This window comes from Nocardia sp. GP40, from assembly GCF_050434125.1.
Taxonomy (GTDB): domain Bacteria; phylum Actinomycetota; class Actinomycetes; order Mycobacteriales; family Mycobacteriaceae; genus Nocardia; species Nocardia albiluteola.
Genome location: NZ_JBNPVW010000012.1, coordinates 262,207 through 277,192 on the forward strand (window position 1 = coordinate 262,207; position 14,986 = coordinate 277,192).

The window sequence follows — 14,986 nt, forward strand, 5'->3', positions numbered from 1 at the left end:
CTGCCGGTGGCGGTGACCCGCCTCGGCCCGCTCATGGCGCCAGACCCGTGTGCCCGCGCTGGCGCGCGGCGAGCACCAGCGCGTCGTCGGTGTCCTTGGAGTGTTTGGCCAGCACGTCGGCGGTGATCTCGGCGGTCGGCCGGGCCAGGTCGATGCCGTCGACGAAGTCGCTGACGATGCCGTCGGTGGACATCAGCAGCAGATCGCCCGGGCGCACCGGCACGATCTGGGTGGGCAGGCTCGGCGGCAGCCGGTAGCCGACGATGCCCGCGGTGAGCAGGGCGGCCGCGCGGACCGCCGGTTTGCCGGGCGCCGCCGCGACGATGCGCGACTCGACATTGCCGACCCCGAGCCATTCCAGCCGATCCCCGGAGATGAACTTCGCGAGAGACAGTGCCGCGCCGCGGGTTTCGGTCATCGCGCGATGGCACATCACCGCCAGCACGTCCAGCGGTTCGGCCCGGTTCTCCGAAAGTACCTGTGCGGCACGGTCGGCCGCCTCCGCCGCGGCGGGGCCGTGCCCCAGGCCGTCGAGCACCGCGAACAGCGCCGAATCGCCGCCCGCGTCCAGCACCACCGCCCGGTCGCCGCACACCTTCTGTCCCGGGAGCGCGCGGCCCGCCGTCGCCCATTCGATGGTGCCGATGAGCCCGTCCTCATGCACCGCGGGGTACCCACTTCCACATCTCCACCAGCGTGCCCTGCCCGGGGGCCGAGTCGATGAGCAGCCGGTCCATGAGGCGCTTCGCACCGGGCAGCCCGAGACCCAGGCCGTGCCCGGTCGAATAGCCGTCCTCCAGCGCACGCGGAATGTCGATGATGCCGGGCCCCTGATCGTGGGCCTGCACCACCAGTGCGCGGCGTCCCTCGCGATCCTCCACGGCGATCCGCACCTCGCCGGTGCCGGCGTAACTGGTGATATTGCGTGCGATCTCCGAGATGGCCGTGGAGATCATGGTGATGTCGGTCAGGGTGAAACCAAGCTGCACTGCTAGTTCCCGCCCGGCCTGACGTGCGGTAACGATGTCTCCCGACACCTTGACCGCGATCACCATATTGTCAGCGACCACGGTTATTTCCGTCTTGGTTGCGGCGGCCGCTGCTCAGTTTCTTGTTGAGCCAGGACAGGCCCTCTTCGAGATCCAGGGCGGTGTGCATATCTTCGAAGGTCAGGCCGAGTTGGACCATGGCGAACGCGACTTCGGGCTGCAGGCCGACGATGACCGTCTCCGCGCCGCGCAGCTTGGTCATGTGGGCGATCGTACGCAGCGAGCGTGCCGCGAACGAGTCCATTACGTCGATCGCGGTGACGTCCACGATGATTCCCTGCGCGCGGTACCTGCTGACGTAGGTCATCAGGTCGTCCTGCAGGCGCTCGGTATCGGCATCCGTGAGCGCGGATTGCACGGATGCGATCAGGTAGGTGCCCTGCTTCAGAATGGGTACAGGCATAATTCCCGCCCCGGGTTACCGTCCGTCGCGATCGGTGAGGCGCGAGATCTCGTATCCGAGCAATCGCTCCGCCTCTTCGATACCACCCTGCAGGTCGCCGACCGCGTTCATCTTCGTCAGGTCCAGGCCGATGGTCACCAGCGCCAGCGCGATCTCCGAGGACAGGCCGGTGAGGATGACGTTCGCACCCATCAGGCCCGAGGCATCGACGGTCTGCACCAGGTGGTTGGCCACCGTGGAGTCGATCATCGGCACACCGGTGATGTCGATGACGACGACCTTCGCGCGATTCGCGCGGATCGCGCGCAGCAGCTGTTCGGTGAGCTGGCGGGCGCGCTGGCTGTCCAGCACACCGATGATCGGCAGGATCAGCAGCTGCTCGCGCACCTGCAGCACTGGCGTGGAGAGCTCGCGGATGGCCTCCTGCTGCTGGCGGATGACGCGCTCGCGCTCCTGGACGAAGGAGATGGCCACGGTGTTGGCAATGCGGTTCGCGGCGGGCTCGTACGCGTCCAGCACGTTCTTGAGCAGTTCGAAGTCCGTTTGGTACTTCTCGAACAGGCTGCGGGCCAGTACATCTCGCAGCAACAGCACGATGCCGATGACCTCGTCGGTCTCGACGCCTCGCGGGATGATGCGCTCGGACAGGTCGCGGGCGTAGGCCTGCAGGGCCTCGACGCTACCGGTCTCGAGCACCTCGACATAGTTGTCGTAGATCGAGGTGGCCTCGGAGAAGACCTCCTCGGGCGTCATCGCGGTCAGCAGCTGGGCGTCGGTGATCCGCCGGGCCCATTCCTCGCGCAGCTCGGTGCGGTTCTGACGCAGATGCTCGACCAGCTGTGGAAGCAGGTTGTCGACCGGGCCGGTCAGCAGTGAATCCGCCGAAAGGCCGGTGGGCACGTCGGACATGAAAACTCCTGCCCCTTTCCGTAAGGGTAGGTCGGTTGCTCCTCGGGTCGCTCGCACACGGCCGCATCTCGCATGCCTTGCCGAGCCTAGTCTTAGCCGATACCCGCTGCTTGCCAAACCAAACATTGATAGCACGACGGTGACTCAGCTCGCATGCCCGTTGAGATTACCGATCTTCCCGTCTCCCGGGGTGATCCGCCCATCCGACGGGCCGCGGTGATGGTCGAGCAGTGTGTCGTAGATATCAGCCAGCGCGGCGAGTTGATCACGGTCCAGCACGTCGATCATGTTGCGCCGGACGCTGTCGACGTACGCGGGCGCGGCGGTGGTCAGGACGTCGGAGCCCTTGCCGGTGAGCACGGCCGCGGTGCGGCGGGCGTCGTCCGGAATCGACTCGCGGGCAACGAGTCCGCGCTTCTCCATGCGGGTGATCTGGTGCGACAGGCGGCTCTGCGACCATTCGAGCACCGCGGCCAGCTCGGCGAAGCTGCGCCGGTGGTCGGGCGCGTCGGCCAGGCGCGCCAGCACGGTGTACTCCACATAGGTGAGGTTCGCCGCACGCAGCGAATCACGGCCCACGGCCGCGGCGATCAGGTCCCGGGTGAACACGAACCCGAGCCAGGCCCGGCTCTCGACGGTGTCGAGCCAGCGGGTTTCAGTCACGATGTTGCACCAGGCCCGTAATCGTTCATGCTGGTAGCGCTCACATTGCCCACAACCTTTACCGCACCCACACCGCGTCTCGTCACGCCTTCGCCTTCATCCGTTGTTCGTTCACCCCCTCAATGAGAGGTACACCCACCCTGTTGAAGGTGCAACCTATATGTCATTAGGTTTGCCTTACAAATGGGCGGCGGTGGCCGCTGGATACAGTGCGAAATGCCGTCTGACGCGCACGTGCGGCGGCCCAGGCCCCCAAAGTTCGAGGAGTGTGCGATTCGTGACCGCGCCTGAGTTCCTGTACTCGGATCTGCTGCCGACCGGCGCGGACGAGACCCCGTACCGGCTGCTGACCACCGAGGGCGTGAGCACCTTCAGCGCGGGCGGGCGGACGTTCCTGCAGGTCGAGCCCGACGTGCTGCGGATGCTGACCGCCGAGGCGATGCACGACATCAGCCACTACCTGCGCCCGGCGCATCTGGCCCAGCTGCGCAAGATCATCGACGATCCCGAGTCCTCGGGCAACGACCGGTTCGTGGCGCTGGACCTGCTCAAGAACGTCAACATCTCCGCGGGCGGCATCCTGCCGATGTGCCAGGACACCGGCACCGCGATCGTGATGGGTAAGAAGTCCGAGGGAGTTCTGACCGGAGCGGACGATGCCGAATGGATCAGCCGCGGCGTCTACGACGCCTACACGAAGCTGAACCTGCGCTACTCCCAGCTCGCCCCGATCACCATGTGGGACGAGAAGAACACCGGCTCCAACCTGCCCGCGCAGGTCGAGTTGTATTCCACCGCCACGGATCCCGCGCATCCGGCGTACAAGTTCCTGTTCATGGCCAAGGGTGGCGGCTCGGCCAACAAGTCCTTCCTGTACCAGGAGACCAAGGCGATCCTGAACCCGGAGCGGATGCTCGAGTTCCTCGACGAGAAGATCCGCTCGCTGGGCACCGCCGCCTGCCCGCCCTACCACCTTGCAGTCGTCATCGGCGGCACCTCGGCCGAATTCGCGCTGAAGACGGCCAAATACGCCTCGGCGCACTATCTGGACACCATGCCGACCGAAGGATCCATGGCCGCGCACGGCTTCCGGGACCTCGAGCTCGAGCAGGAGGTGTTCAAGCTCACCCAATCCTTCGGCATCGGAGCGCAATTCGGCGGCAAGTACTTCTGCCACGACGTGCGCGTCATCCGGCTGCCGCGGCACGGCGCGAGCTGCCCGGTGGCAATCGCGGTGTCGTGCTCGGCCGACCGCCAGGCGCTGGCGAAGATCACCCCCGAGGGCGTCTTCCTCGAGCAGCTCGAACGCGAACCGGCGCAGTATCTTCCGGAGCAGACCGACGCCATCCTCGGCGGCGACGTCGTCGAGGTCGACCTGAACCGGCCGATGTCCGAGATCCGCGCCGAGCTGTCGAAATACCCCGTGAAGACCCGGCTCTCGCTGACCGGGCCACTGGTCGTGGCCCGCGACATCGCGCACGCCAAGATCAAGGAGCGCCTGGACGCGGGCGAGGAAATGCCGCAGTACCTGCGCGATATGGCCGTCTACTACGCCGGACCGGCCAAGACGCCCGACGGCTACGCCTCGGGTTCGTTCGGTCCCACCACGGCCGGGCGCATGGACTCCTACGTCGACCAGTTCCAGGCCGCGGGCGGCTCGTTCGTCATGCTGGCCAAGGGAAATCGGTCCGCGCAGGTCACCCGGGCGTGCAAGGAGCACGGCGGGTTCTACCTCGGTTCCATCGGCGGCCCCGCCGCGCGGCTGGCGCTGGACTGCATCAAATCCGTCGAGGTCCTGGAGTATCAGGAGCTCGGTATGGAGGCGGTCTGGAAGATCGAGGTCGAAAACTTCCCGGCCTTCATCGTCGTGGACGACAAGGGCAACGACTTCTTCGCCGAGACGCAGAAGCCGATCGCGCTGCGGGTGCGCACCCGGTCCAAGGAACGCATCTGAGGGCGGGTTCCCGGCGTGCCCGTAGCCTGGGTCTGCCGTAATCCGCTCGGGTCCAGCGGATTACGGCAGCGCGCGGTGGCCTACCAGTCGATCCCCGAGCGCAACAGCCCGTCCGGGTCCACGCTGCGTCGCACCGCGCGCAGGCGGTCGAGGTTGCCCGCGTAGTAGCGCGCCGGATCGGCCGGTGGTTCCATGTAGTTGGCGTACGCCCCGGCGCTCGCGGACCCCAGGATGCGATGAGCGCCGGTGATCCAGTCGCGGGCGGCGGCGGGGTCGTCGGGGGCGTCCACGATCCACTGCAGGGTGGCGGCGTGGGCGCGCCAGGGGAAGGCCGAGGCGTCCGCGGCGGTGTCGCGGACGGCGCCGTCGAGCGGATCGATCAGGACGTAACCGGATGCGCCCGAACGGGATCGGGCAGTGACGATATCCACGATGGTGGTCGCGACCGCCGGGGTCAGCTCGGCCAGCACATCGGATCCGGCGACCTTCGTCGAGCGTGGCGTGGTCGAGCCGCCGCCGAGATCGTCGACGGCCGCCATGTGGTCGAGGGTCCGGCGATTGATGCCGGTGGGTGTGGTGCCCGCGGCGGCGGTGAGCGCGGCCCCGGCGGCGGCGCCCTGTCCGGCGGGCGTGACGATCAGCACCGCGCAGCCGAGTTCGCCCGCCGCCGAGGATATTTCGACGTTCGACCAGACCGTGCGGGCCGCGATCGGCTGCCAGCGTGCCCAGCCGGTGAGCACCTGTGCCGCCGCGCCGGCCGGGAAGCTCAGGCGCACGATGTCCCGGCTCTCGGCGGGGCAGGTGCGGTAGGTCAGTGAGGTGACGATGCCGGCGGTGGCGCCGCCGCCGCGCAGCGCCCAGAACAGGCCCGGCAGCTGCGTCGCGGAGGTCTGCGCCGAACCTCCTTCGGGCAGTACGACGTTCGCCGAGACCAGCCGATCGCAGGCGAGGCCGTAGCGGCGCGAGTCGACGCCGATACCACCGCCGAGGGTGAGTCCGGCGATGCCGACCGTGGAGCAGGTGCCCAGCGGCAGCGATCTGCCCGATGCGTTCAGCGCGGTCAGCACCGCGTGGGCGGTGGCCCCGGCGCCGATGGTGACCCGATCCCCGTCGGGGGTGATGCCGGACAGGCCGCGCAGATCGATCACCACCGCGCCGGTAGTCGCCGAGGCGCCGACATACGAGTGGCCGCCCGCACGGACGGCCAGTGGGAGCCGGTGATCGCGTGCGAAGGTGATGGCGGCCAGCACATCCGGTTCGCCGGTGGCCTGAACCACGGCGGCCGGGGTCTGTGAGTCGAACTGCGGATCGAAAAGCTGTGCGGCGGAGCGGTAGTCGCCATCGCCGGGAAGTGACAGCGTGCCCTGCAATCGCTTTCGCAGGCCGTCCCAATCCGCCGGATAGGCCCCCGCGGGCGGGGTGGACGTCAGGGCGCCCGCGCCGGCGGTGAGCGCGGCTGCTCCTCTCAGCAGGGCGCGGCGGGATACTCCGCGGCGGTCATGCGAATTCACCGGATGCGCTCCACGGGGGTCGGGGTTTTCGGTCGGCACAGGTGTCCGACGGTACCCGGTATACGCGGCCGGATCCGGCGTCGGTCCGCGCGGGGGACAGGGTGGTGAGCGCGAGCAACGCCGCTGCGCTGACCGCGGCGGCGGCCGCGAACAGCAGATGGGCCGGCGCCGGACGCGATCCCGTGCCGCGGGGCGGGATGGCGTTGTTCGAGTTGGCGGTATTCAATTGGCGGCCACGCAGGAGTTCGCGTAGGTGTGCCGGCAGTCGATTCCGCGGCCGTGCCAGTTGCCGGTCGCGGTGGCCGAGACCGGATCTCGGACGAAGGGGCACATGCCTTTCTGGATGTGCGGCAGATGCTCGAAGTCGGCGTTGTCGCGCTCCAGGGCCGCACAGGCCTCGTGGCTGGGCGGATGGGTGCCGCCGATGCCCGGGGCGCCGGTGAGCGTCACCGATGTCACCCCGGTGGCCGCCCCGGAGGCCATCGCCCTGCCCAGGGTGAGGGTCAGCTCGGCGGTCGCCGGATCCGGCGGTGCGGCGGTAGCCGTGACTGCCGACGCCGCGAGACTCAGCGCGAAAATCGGTGCGGCGGAGAGTATCCGGATCATGCGCGGCATCGGTCGGTACCTCCTGAGCGTGAGTTCGTCGGGCTGGGAAGCAATGGCGCACCGGTGGATCGATCGAGCGCCTGGACGACAGGGTAGCGAATGATTGGTTAACAGCATGCAAGTGCCTGGAGATCTCGCCGGAATGCGCGCTTCTCACGTCGATGCTAGTGCTCGGTAGGCGATTTTCTCGAGGCTGTCAGCAAAGGCGGCGGGCCTCGCGCGGACTGTGGCACATTGCCGGTTACCATCTCGGCATGCACACGCGAATTGCTGGATCGGTGCTGGTCTCCGGAATCGGGGTATCCGCGGTGGCCTCGCTGATCGCGCTCCGAAGCGAATCGGACATCCGTAACAAATTGCTGGAGGCCGACTTTCAGCTAACTGTGAAGAACGCGCCGGATGTGCTGTCCATTGCCGGTGTGGCGTAGATTGGGAACCGGCATTGTGGTTATCCGGCGACGTCCGGGCATCTGACCGGACCGTGCGAGACAATGGAGGTTGGGTTGCAAGGGCGGGTTGCGGACTCGGGCGGCTGGTCGGTGCCGCTCGGTGGCCGGAAACACGATGTGGACGCGCGGCGGGTGGATGTGCGGCGCGGTACCGGGCCGGAGCGTGGCGGGGCATGGGCTGGGTGGTGGGGTTCCTCGGGGTGGCTGCTACTGGAGTTTCCGACCGCGCTGCTGCTGGCGGTCTTCGTGGGCACCGGCTGGCTCGGCTATGCCCAGCACGGCCGGCCGACCAGGGACGCACCGATCCCCGCGGTCGTCGTGCCTGGCATCGGGGATGGGTCGGTCCCCAGTGTCGGTGCCGTGCCCGGTGATTCCGGAATGCGCTGAGTAGCGGACCGACTCACGCGTCCAGGATTTTGCCCGGATCGAGCAGTCCGTCCGGATCCAGGGCGCGTTTCACCGCGGCCATGATGTCCACGGCGGCACCGTGTTCGGGCCGCGGGTACTCTTTCTTGGCGAGACCGATACCGTGCTCGCCGGTGGCGGTGCCGCCCACGGCGAGTGCGTGACGCACCATCTCGTCCGAGAACCGCCGCGCCGCAGCGCGGTTCGCATCGGTGTAGGGCCACCGCACTCGGTGCCAATTCTGCGCCATCGATTTGTATCACCCTGTCGCCCGGGTGCTTTCGTGCTTCAGACCCTGTCTGCCGCCGGGGTAGGTGCGGAGCTCGTGGCGGCCGCGGCGGGTGCCGCACGATCGGACAGCACGAGCGCGGTGACGAGCACGATCGCGTGCGCGAGGTAGACCGTGACCCCGGGGGGCAGATATTGCGCGGCCGCGGCCGCGGCGAATGTGCCCAGCGCAGAACCGAATACGGTCGCGCTCGCCATCGCGGTGCGGCCGCGCTCGCCGCGGCGCTCGAGGATGAGCCCGGCCGGCGATCCGGTGACCAGGGCCCACCTACAGGCCCGCGCAGATCCGTGCGAGGCAGGCGAGCCAGGCCGAATGTGCCAGTGCCATCGCGCAATCGGCGCCCGCGCCGCAGGCGCTGCCCACCCCGATGCGCCACCACCACCCCCTGCGTGAGGGGGGCGTACCGAGCAGGGGCAGCGCCGGCGTCAGCGCGAACAGGTACGCGGCGAAGATCACCGTGATGAGCAGCGGCGCGAGCGCCCAGGCGTGCTGGTAGTACGGCATCATGCCGGTCGCCGGAGTCGGCTGCGCCATGATGAGCACCAGCAGTTCTCTACTCGACAGTGGCGCGGGCGCGGGTGTCACACTGGCCCGGCACGCAAGGAGGGTGATGGCCCACTACAACCGCATCGCCGGACAGGATCTCGGTCGCCTGGCCGCGCTGAGCGATGGAATCTTCGCCGTCGCAATGACACTGCTGGTGCTCGACCTGCACGTACCCGCCACCCAGATGTGGCACGAGCGCCTGCTGTGGGCGCCGGGGGCGGTGTCGGCCGAGGCGCCGGTCTGGCAGGTGATCACCGACGTGGGCCCGAAGTTCGCGATCTGCCTGCTCGGCTTCGTGACTCTGGGCATGTTCTGGCTGGGCCAGCAGGCTCAGCTGAACCTGATCGCCCGTGGCGACCGGACGCTGGCGTGGATCCACATCATGTTCCTGTTCGGAATCGCGGTCGTGCCGTTCGCGACGGCGCTGCTGGCGGCGTTCACCGCCGCGCGGCTGGCGCTGCTGGTCTACTGGGTGAACCTGGTGTATCTGGGCCTGGTGCAGCTCGCCGGGCTGCGATACGCCGAACGCGCGGGCCTGCTAGGCGAGCAGAGCGGCCCGCGGGACCTGCGGGCGATCCGCCGCCGCATCGTTGCCGTGCAGGGCCTGTACGCCGCGGCGGTGGCGCTGTGCCCACTGAGCACCTATCTGAGCATCGCCGTGATCATTGCGCTGCAGCTGGATTCGGCCGTGTCCCCGCGCATCGGCCTGCTGAACCGGCTGTGACGGCGCGGCGATGCCGTCCGCGGTCTGCTGTGTGACGGCAGGGTCGGCTTCTCCGTGCCCGAACTGGCCGCCGAGGCCGGGGTCGGGGTCGCCACGGCCTACCGGCATTTTCCGACGCCGCAGGACGCGATGCGCGCCTTTCACCGGCGCGCGATCGAACAGCTGCTCCAGGCGTTCACGGCGGCGGTCGCCGCGCACTGGGACCGCGAACCCGATCCGGTCGAGCGCTTCCACCGCTTCTGCGCCACCTGGGTGGAGCAGTCCATGCAGTGGGGGCCGGCCGTGCGCTACATCCGCAGCAGCGCCGGATTTATCGAGCGGCTCAACGACGGTGACGAGGCGATCACCGATATGCACGCCATGCTTGCCGATGTGCTGGTGCCCTCGCGCGCGAGGGAAGGACCAGCGAACTCGACCTCACCTACGCGGTCCTGCTGTGGATCATCATCTTCGACGAACACGTCGTCTACGACCTGGCCGAGCATCGCGGCCGGCAGCCCGCGGAGATCACGGCGCATTTGACCCGGGCTGTCGCGCGGGCGCTGGGCATCACCGTGTGAGAGCGCGATCGCCCCCGCGCACCTGGTGTCCAACCTCCTTCCGGCGTCCGGTCGATCGTCGTCGCCGCGGTCGGCCCGGCATGCTCGGGTCGGGATCCTCAGCGAACCAGCGGATTCCGGCCGAGGCGGCCGTACGACGGTGGACAGCACGCCGGAATTGCGGGGACCGAGAAGACGGCCGGCAGTGGGACTAGGGGGTGGCCAGCGCTTCGTCCAGCGTTATGGCCCCCTCGACCGTGTGCGCGATGCGGCGGCGGTTCGGCGAGCCCAGGGCTGTGGTCAGGTCCGAACCGTCGTGCTCGGCCAGCAGGTCGCGCGAATCCCACACCAGAAGCGTTGCGCTGACGGTGTTCTCGGCCGCCGAGTGCGCCAGGTCGTAGTGCGCGCAGGCAGGCACGTGGTCGTAGGTGATCCACAGGTCGTAGCCGGTCATGAACAGATCCAGATCGAAATCGACCGACAGGCCCAGCAATTCGCTGCGGCCGTTGTCGTCGACGCCGGCGAACGCCTCGTCGAGCGCGAGCAGCCGCGGCGCCTGTGGATCGGCCGAATCGAGCATCACGTGGGCGGCGGCGAACAGCGGCAGATGCAACGAGACGGACTGCTCGCCGCCGGACAGCGCGCTGTGCCGGGCCACGGTGAGGCGGTCCTCGTTGCCGTCGCCGGTGATCAGCGTGAACGAGAAGATTCGCCAGGTGCGGTAGTCGAGTGTGGTGGCCAGGATTTCCGGATACGAGCGCTCGGGGTGCGCGGCGCGCGCGGAGCGGATCTCGGCGGCGAAATGAGCGCGGATGGTGGCCAGCTCGTCCGGGCCCAGCTCCGACGCGTCGCGGTCCAGCAGCTTGCACACCGCGCGCGCCGACTCGGGCAGATTGTCCGCCAGCACCCAGTGCACGCCGATGGTGTTGCCCGAGGACATGCGGCGCTGCTTCATCTCGGTGCCCATGCGGGCGATGAGATCGCGTGCGTCGCAGGTGCGTTCGTGGATCTGCTGGGCCAGGCCCGTCAGCAGCGCGTCCTCGAGGATCCGGCGCTCGGCGTCGGTCAGCAGCAGCTCCTGATCCGAGCGAGCCGCGGCGATGCGCCCCGCGAAGTCGGCCAGGGCCGCGACGCCCTGATCGTCGTGCACCTGGACCACGGTCAGGCCGTCGGCGGCGTCCCACTGCAGCCGGTAGTCCTGGCGGGCCGCGGCCAGGGCGGCGTCGAACTCCTGCAGCGCCGCGGTCACCGCGCTGCGCGTGGACTTGCGGGCCGCCTCGCCCGCCCGCACCGAAGACGTTGCGGCGGAAAGGTTGTCGAACAGCATCTGTACCTCATCCGGGAGCACGCGCAGCTCCATCTCCGGGCCGCCGGTCTCGATGCGGTAGAGCAGTTGCTCGGCGGTGGACCACGCGGCTTCGCTGCTGGGCCAGCGGCCCTCGGGCGGCGCACCGAGCAGGCTCAGCAGATCCGGTCGGGCGTAGGGCGCGAGATGTTTGACATCGGAGAGCAGTTCGGTCAATGCCGTGCCCAGCGCGTCGTGCGCGGCCCGGAAGGCGCCCTCGGCGGTGCCCACGCCCTCGATCGCCTCGGCCGCCGCCCGGCGCGCGGCCTTCTGCTCGGCGCGCGCGGCCTCGATCCGCTCGCGCGCCTGATCGAGCTCGCGGTCGATGTCGGCGGCCCCGGCGCCGAGGGCCTCCCGCAGCGTCTCGAGCTTGCGCAACTGCTCCTCGTACCCGGCGCGCGCGGACTCGGCCTCCTCGGCGAATGCCTCGGCCAGATCTCGCGATTCGGCAAGACGATCGTCGGTCTCGCGCGCGCGTTCGTGGTCGCGCTGATGGTCCCCGCGCAGCCGCAGCAGTGCGGTGCCGGTGTTCTCGAAGTGCCGGATGGCGGCGGCCAGGGCGTCGAGCTCGGCCGCATCGCGCGGGACGTTGTGGGCGGCCGCGACCGCCCGGACCTTCTTGTCGGCGGCGGTGAATTCGCTCACCGCCTGATCCAGATCTCGCTCGGCCTGAGTCGCGCCCTCCGCGCGCGAGCGCAGCATGCCCGCGGCCTCGGACACCGCGCGCAAGGCCGCGGTGACTGCATGGGTGCGCGGCAATGCCTTGCCCGCAGCGGTGATTCGGGCGAGCTCGGCGGTCGCGGCCTCCTGCTCGCCGACCGCGTCGTGCCGGGCCTGCTCGGCGGCCTCGATCGCCTCGGCGAGCTCGGCCAGCCGAAGCTCGCGGCGCCGGGCGCGGGCGGTGGCGCCGATGAATTCGGCGTGCGGCTTGGTGTGGCGGCCCAGCTGCACGCCCTGCCGGTAGCGGCCATCGGCGGCGATCGTGATCGAGGCGGACGCTATTCCATCGACGGTGCCGGCCGTCATGAGCACCGGGTCACCGGCGGTGCGGGCGCCGGCCGCGCGCGAGTGGCCGGTCTGCGCACGGGACGAGCCGGAGGTCGCACCGTCGACTCCGAGTACGTCCGTTCCCGTTGCCGACGGGGCGGTACAACCGCCTGGCGCGGCGGCGTTGTCGGCGCGCGTGGTCGCAGTGCCGCCGAGTGCGGTGGCGTTGTTCTCGGGTGTGGTCGCGTTGCCGTCGGGCCGGGTCGCGGCATCACCGGGCGTCGTCGCGTTGTCGGCGCGTGTGATCCCGCTGTCGCCGGGCGTCGCCGACGTGTTCTGCGCTGCTCCGCCAGGCGATCGACGAGTGGGGGTCCCTGGTGTCGACGTATCGCCGCGGGTGACTGCGTCCGCCAGCGCGATGGAGGCGAGTACGCCGCGGACGGTCTCGCGAGGAACGGTCAGGGCATCCGAATCATCCTCTACGACAAGCACGTCAGCGAGAGTGCGCCCCGCCGGACGCAGCTCGGGAGGCAGCGGGACGAGGAACTGATCCGAATCATGTGGCGGCAGTTCGGCCCCGGTGCAGACCCAGCCGTCAAGCAGATCGGCCGCCTGCAGGGCGGACTCGATCCCGGCGGCGTGCTCGGGGGAGACGTCGTCGGCAAAGCGCACCAGGCGCCACAGCGGTGCGCCCGGGTGGGCGTCGCGGGGGCCGGTGCGGGCGGAGAACGGCGGTGGGGCGTCGTCCTTTTCGGCGGCGACCCGGTCCCGCTCCGCGCGCAGCGCGGAGGTCCGGGTGGTGGCCTGCTCGGCGGCGGCGAGCGCGGTCTGGCGTCGGGCGTGGATCGCGTCGGTGAGCGGTTCGGTGTGTTCGGCCAGGACCTCGGGCAGGGTGGGCGCATCATCGGCGCCCGCCCGGCTCAGGGCGGCATCGAGCGCGGCGAACAGTCCGGCCGGGGAGTTCCCGGCGGCCTCGTCGTCGCTCTCGCGCCATGCGCGGCCGTGGGTATTCCACCATTCTCGCAGCGCCGCAGCGGTTTTGGAGCGGGCCAGGGTGACCGCGCCCTCGGCGCGGGCCAAGTCGGCGGCGGCGGTGTCGCGTTGCTCGCCCGCGCGCTGGGCGGCGCGCTCGGTGCGGGTCCGGTCGGCGGCGGCGGTGTCGACCAGCGTCAGCGCCTGGCGGACCGCGCGCACGTCGGCATCGCGTTCCTCGGCATGACTGCGCACGGTCGTCGTCAGATGTTCCGCGCGTGCGGATTCCGGCAGCGCCGACCAGGCGATCCCGGCTTCCTCGGCGGCCGCGCGCAGCTCGTCCTCGCCGCGCGAGAGGGCCGCGGCCGCGGATTCGACCGCGGTGCGGGCCCGTTCGGCCTCCGCGCCGCGCTGGTCCACGGCCTGCTGGGCCTTGGTGGCCTTGTCGCGGTGTACCGCGGCGGAGGTCTCGAGGCGCCTGACCGCGTCCGCCAGGTCGTCGAGCTGCTGCTTACCCTCGTATGCGCTGGAGCGCTGCAGGGTTTCGCGGTCGGTGAGGGCCTGTTCGTAGGCGCGGTCGGCGGCCTCCGCGCGCGCCTCGGCGTCGGCTCGACCGCTCTCGCGGCGCTCGCGCAGCGCGGTGGCCGCGAACAGGGCGGTGCTCGAGTGGGTGACCGCGTCCAGGCGTCCGCGCACCTGCTCGACATCGCTCTTTGCCTGTACCGCAAGGTATTTGCGATACACGTCCACGAAGGTGCGGGTGGCGGTGTCGGCCTGGACCAGGCCCTCGAGGGTGCGCCCCACCTCCTCCATATCGCTGAATGAGCGGGCGGCGTCCAGGATCAGTTGCTCGTCCAGCGGACGCAGGCCGTCGGTGAGCGCCTGCGAGAGGCCGCGCGGATCGAGGTTCTTGGCCAGCTGCGGGCGGCGCAGCGTCAGAATGAGATTGATCAGCTGGTCGTAGCGCTGCAGGCCCAGGCCGAACATGCGCGCGTCGATGGCCGCGCGGTAGTCCACCGGCCGGTCGGTGATGGCGTCGGTGCCGATCTGCTCCGCGAGCTGTTTGCGGGTGAACGGCCGATCGTCCGGTCCGATGAGCGAGAAGTCCACGCCCACACGGCCGTCGGCGACGAAATACCAGCGGGTCACCTTGTCCGAGGAGCGGGTGGCGCGCATGCCGATGCCGACGGTGACGATCTCGGGATCGTCCCAGCGCCCGCGCGCGAACTCCATCCACACGTACGAGTACGCCGATTCCTGCTTGCGGTACAGCAGATTCGACTTCATCGTGCGTTCTTCACCGGCGAACGGGTTGAGCCGGCGCGGCTCGATCCGCCCGTCGAACACGAACGGGAACAGCACCTCGAGGCCCTTGGTCTTACCCGAGCCGTTCGGCCCGCGCAGCACCAGCCGCCCGTCGGCGAAGCAGAATTCCTGATCGCGGTAGTCCCAGAGGTTGATGATGCCCGCGCGCGTCGGCACGAACCGAACTCCACCGTGTATGAGCTCCATCAACTCCCCTTCTGTGCTGAGTGGATCTGCCGCCCGCGGGCCGGCGCGCCCCGTGCGCGCCGAGCCCGGGAAGGCCCCGAACGCTGACGGGGATTCGGAATGCGGCGCAGTCCCCGGACGCCG

General features: G+C 69.7%; 16 protein-coding genes. 5 read left to right on the top strand and 11 right to left on the bottom strand.

All coding sequences use genetic code 11. The features are described 5' to 3' along the window. Nucleotides 1-31: 31 nt before the first annotated feature. From ABH933_RS32120 to ABH933_RS32140, 5 genes are all read right to left on the bottom strand, one after another. A complete protein-coding gene (locus ABH933_RS32120; protein ID WP_215916905.1) occupies nucleotides 32-664 on the bottom strand; it encodes a SpoIIE family protein phosphatase in 633 nt (210 codons plus the stop codon). Then, nucleotides 657-1,055: an ATP-binding protein gene (locus ABH933_RS32125; RefSeq protein WP_215917333.1), complete on the bottom strand. Its 399-nt coding sequence runs from the start codon at nucleotides 1,053-1,055 to the stop codon at nucleotides 657-659. The genes ABH933_RS32120 and ABH933_RS32125 overlap by 8 nt, the downstream gene beginning before the upstream one ends. Before the next feature lie 4 nt (nucleotides 1,056-1,059). Then, a complete protein-coding gene (locus ABH933_RS32130; protein WP_215916906.1) occupies nucleotides 1,060-1,452 on the bottom strand; it encodes an STAS domain-containing protein in 393 nt (130 codons plus the stop codon). A gap of 15 nt (nucleotides 1,453-1,467) precedes the next feature. Next, nucleotides 1,468-2,361: an STAS domain-containing protein gene (locus ABH933_RS32135; RefSeq protein WP_215916907.1), complete on the bottom strand. Its 894-nt coding sequence runs from the start codon at nucleotides 2,359-2,361 to the stop codon at nucleotides 1,468-1,470. 144 nt (nucleotides 2,362-2,505) lie between these two features. Then, on the bottom strand, nucleotides 2,506-3,024 hold the full coding sequence (locus ABH933_RS32140) for a MarR family winged helix-turn-helix transcriptional regulator (RefSeq protein WP_429423443.1): 519 nt from the start codon (nucleotides 3,022-3,024) through the stop codon (nucleotides 2,506-2,508). Nucleotides 3,025-3,301: 277 nt separating this feature from the next. Here ABH933_RS32140 and ABH933_RS32145 point away from each other — a divergent pair, with 277 nt between their 5' ends. Further along, nucleotides 3,302-4,978, top strand: coding sequence for a fumarate hydratase (locus ABH933_RS32145; RefSeq protein ID WP_215916909.1), 1,677 nt, complete (start codon nucleotides 3,302-3,304; stop codon nucleotides 4,976-4,978). 80 nt (nucleotides 4,979-5,058) lie between these two features. On the opposite strand, the gene ABH933_RS32150 is transcribed toward ABH933_RS32145, so the two are convergent. Together ABH933_RS32150 and ABH933_RS32155 are read right to left on the bottom strand one after the other, a co-directional pair. Then, entirely contained in the window at nucleotides 5,059-6,489 is a 1,431-nt protein-coding gene (locus ABH933_RS32150) for an FAD-binding oxidoreductase (protein WP_429423444.1), read from the bottom strand. A gap of 222 nt (nucleotides 6,490-6,711) precedes the next feature. After that, complete coding sequence (locus ABH933_RS32155) at nucleotides 6,712-7,104, bottom strand: SSI family serine proteinase inhibitor (protein WP_429423445.1); 393 nt, start codon at nucleotides 7,102-7,104, stop codon at nucleotides 6,712-6,714. Nucleotides 7,105-7,349: 245 nt separating this feature from the next. On the opposite strand from ABH933_RS32155, the gene ABH933_RS32160 reads away from it, so the two are divergent. Together ABH933_RS32160 and ABH933_RS32165 are read left to right on the top strand one after the other, a co-directional pair. Continuing rightward, on the top strand, nucleotides 7,350-7,523 hold the full coding sequence (locus ABH933_RS32160) for a hypothetical protein (protein ID WP_429423446.1): 174 nt from the start codon (nucleotides 7,350-7,352) through the stop codon (nucleotides 7,521-7,523). Between the two features lie 75 nt (nucleotides 7,524-7,598). Continuing rightward, nucleotides 7,599-7,931 (top strand): hypothetical protein, encoded by a 333-nt coding sequence (locus tag ABH933_RS32165; protein ID WP_429423447.1) that lies wholly within the window; start codon nucleotides 7,599-7,601, stop codon nucleotides 7,929-7,931. Between the two features lie 13 nt (nucleotides 7,932-7,944). Here ABH933_RS32165 and ABH933_RS32170 read toward each other — a convergent pair whose 3' ends face one another. From ABH933_RS32170 to ABH933_RS32180, 3 genes are all read right to left on the bottom strand, one after another. Next, nucleotides 7,945-8,199 (bottom strand): FAD-binding oxidoreductase, encoded by a 255-nt coding sequence (locus tag ABH933_RS32170; protein WP_429423448.1) that lies wholly within the window; start codon nucleotides 8,197-8,199, stop codon nucleotides 7,945-7,947. 38 nt (nucleotides 8,200-8,237) lie between these two features. Next, complete coding sequence (locus ABH933_RS32175) at nucleotides 8,238-8,435, bottom strand: hypothetical protein (RefSeq protein WP_429423449.1); 198 nt, start codon at nucleotides 8,433-8,435, stop codon at nucleotides 8,238-8,240. Between the two features lie 70 nt (nucleotides 8,436-8,505). After that, nucleotides 8,506-8,772 carry a hypothetical protein gene (locus ABH933_RS32180; RefSeq protein ID WP_429423450.1) on the bottom strand — a complete coding sequence of 89 codons (267 nt, stop codon included), beginning with the start codon at nucleotides 8,770-8,772 and terminating at the stop codon, nucleotides 8,506-8,508. 1 nt (nucleotide 8,773) lies between these two features. On the opposite strand from ABH933_RS32180, the gene ABH933_RS32185 reads away from it, so the two are divergent. Further along, a complete protein-coding gene (locus ABH933_RS32185) occupies nucleotides 8,774-9,508 on the top strand; it encodes a TMEM175 family protein (protein WP_429455189.1) in 735 nt (244 codons plus the stop codon). 54 nt (nucleotides 9,509-9,562) lie between these two features. Then, nucleotides 9,563-10,030: a TetR/AcrR family transcriptional regulator gene (locus tag ABH933_RS32190; protein WP_429423452.1), complete on the top strand. Its 468-nt coding sequence runs from the start codon at nucleotides 9,563-9,565 to the stop codon at nucleotides 10,028-10,030. Nucleotides 10,031-10,258: 228 nt separating this feature from the next. Here ABH933_RS32190 and ABH933_RS32195 read toward each other — a convergent pair whose 3' ends face one another. Next, nucleotides 10,259-14,863, bottom strand: coding sequence for an SbcC/MukB-like Walker B domain-containing protein (locus ABH933_RS32195; protein ID WP_429423453.1), 4,605 nt, complete (start codon nucleotides 14,861-14,863; stop codon nucleotides 10,259-10,261). Nucleotides 14,864-14,986 lie beyond the last annotated feature (123 nt).

What these genes read in the sequence shown, in the direction of transcription:
- ABH933_RS32185 (WP_429455189.1), top strand. Translation starts at nt 8,774, where the DNA reads ATGAGCACCAGCAGTTCTCTACTCGACAGTGGCGCGGGCGCGGGTGTC.
- ABH933_RS32135 (WP_215916907.1), bottom strand. Translation starts at nt 2,361, where the DNA reads ATGTCCGACGTGCCCACCGGCCTTTCGGCGGATTCACTGCTGACCGGC.
- ABH933_RS32130 (WP_215916906.1), bottom strand. Translation starts at nt 1,452, where the DNA reads ATGCCTGTACCCATTCTGAAGCAGGGCACCTACCTGATCGCATCCGTG.
- ABH933_RS32170 (WP_429423448.1), bottom strand. Translation starts at nt 8,199, where the DNA reads ATGGCGCAGAATTGGCACCGAGTGCGGTGGCCCTACACCGATGCGAAC.
- ABH933_RS32160 (WP_429423446.1), top strand. Translation starts at nt 7,350, where the DNA reads ATGCACACGCGAATTGCTGGATCGGTGCTGGTCTCCGGAATCGGGGTA.
- ABH933_RS32195 (WP_429423453.1), bottom strand. Translation starts at nt 14,863, where the DNA reads ATGGAGCTCATACACGGTGGAGTTCGGTTCGTGCCGACGCGCGCGGGC.
- ABH933_RS32175 (WP_429423449.1), bottom strand. Translation starts at nt 8,435, where the DNA reads ATGGCGAGCGCGACCGTATTCGGTTCTGCGCTGGGCACATTCGCCGCG.
- ABH933_RS32155 (WP_429423445.1), bottom strand. Translation starts at nt 7,104, where the DNA reads ATGCCGCGCATGATCCGGATACTCTCCGCCGCACCGATTTTCGCGCTG.
- ABH933_RS32180 (WP_429423450.1), bottom strand. Translation starts at nt 8,772, where the DNA reads ATGGCGCAGCCGACTCCGGCGACCGGCATGATGCCGTACTACCAGCAC.
- ABH933_RS32125 (WP_215917333.1), bottom strand. Translation starts at nt 1,055, where the DNA reads ATGGTGATCGCGGTCAAGGTGTCGGGAGACATCGTTACCGCACGTCAG.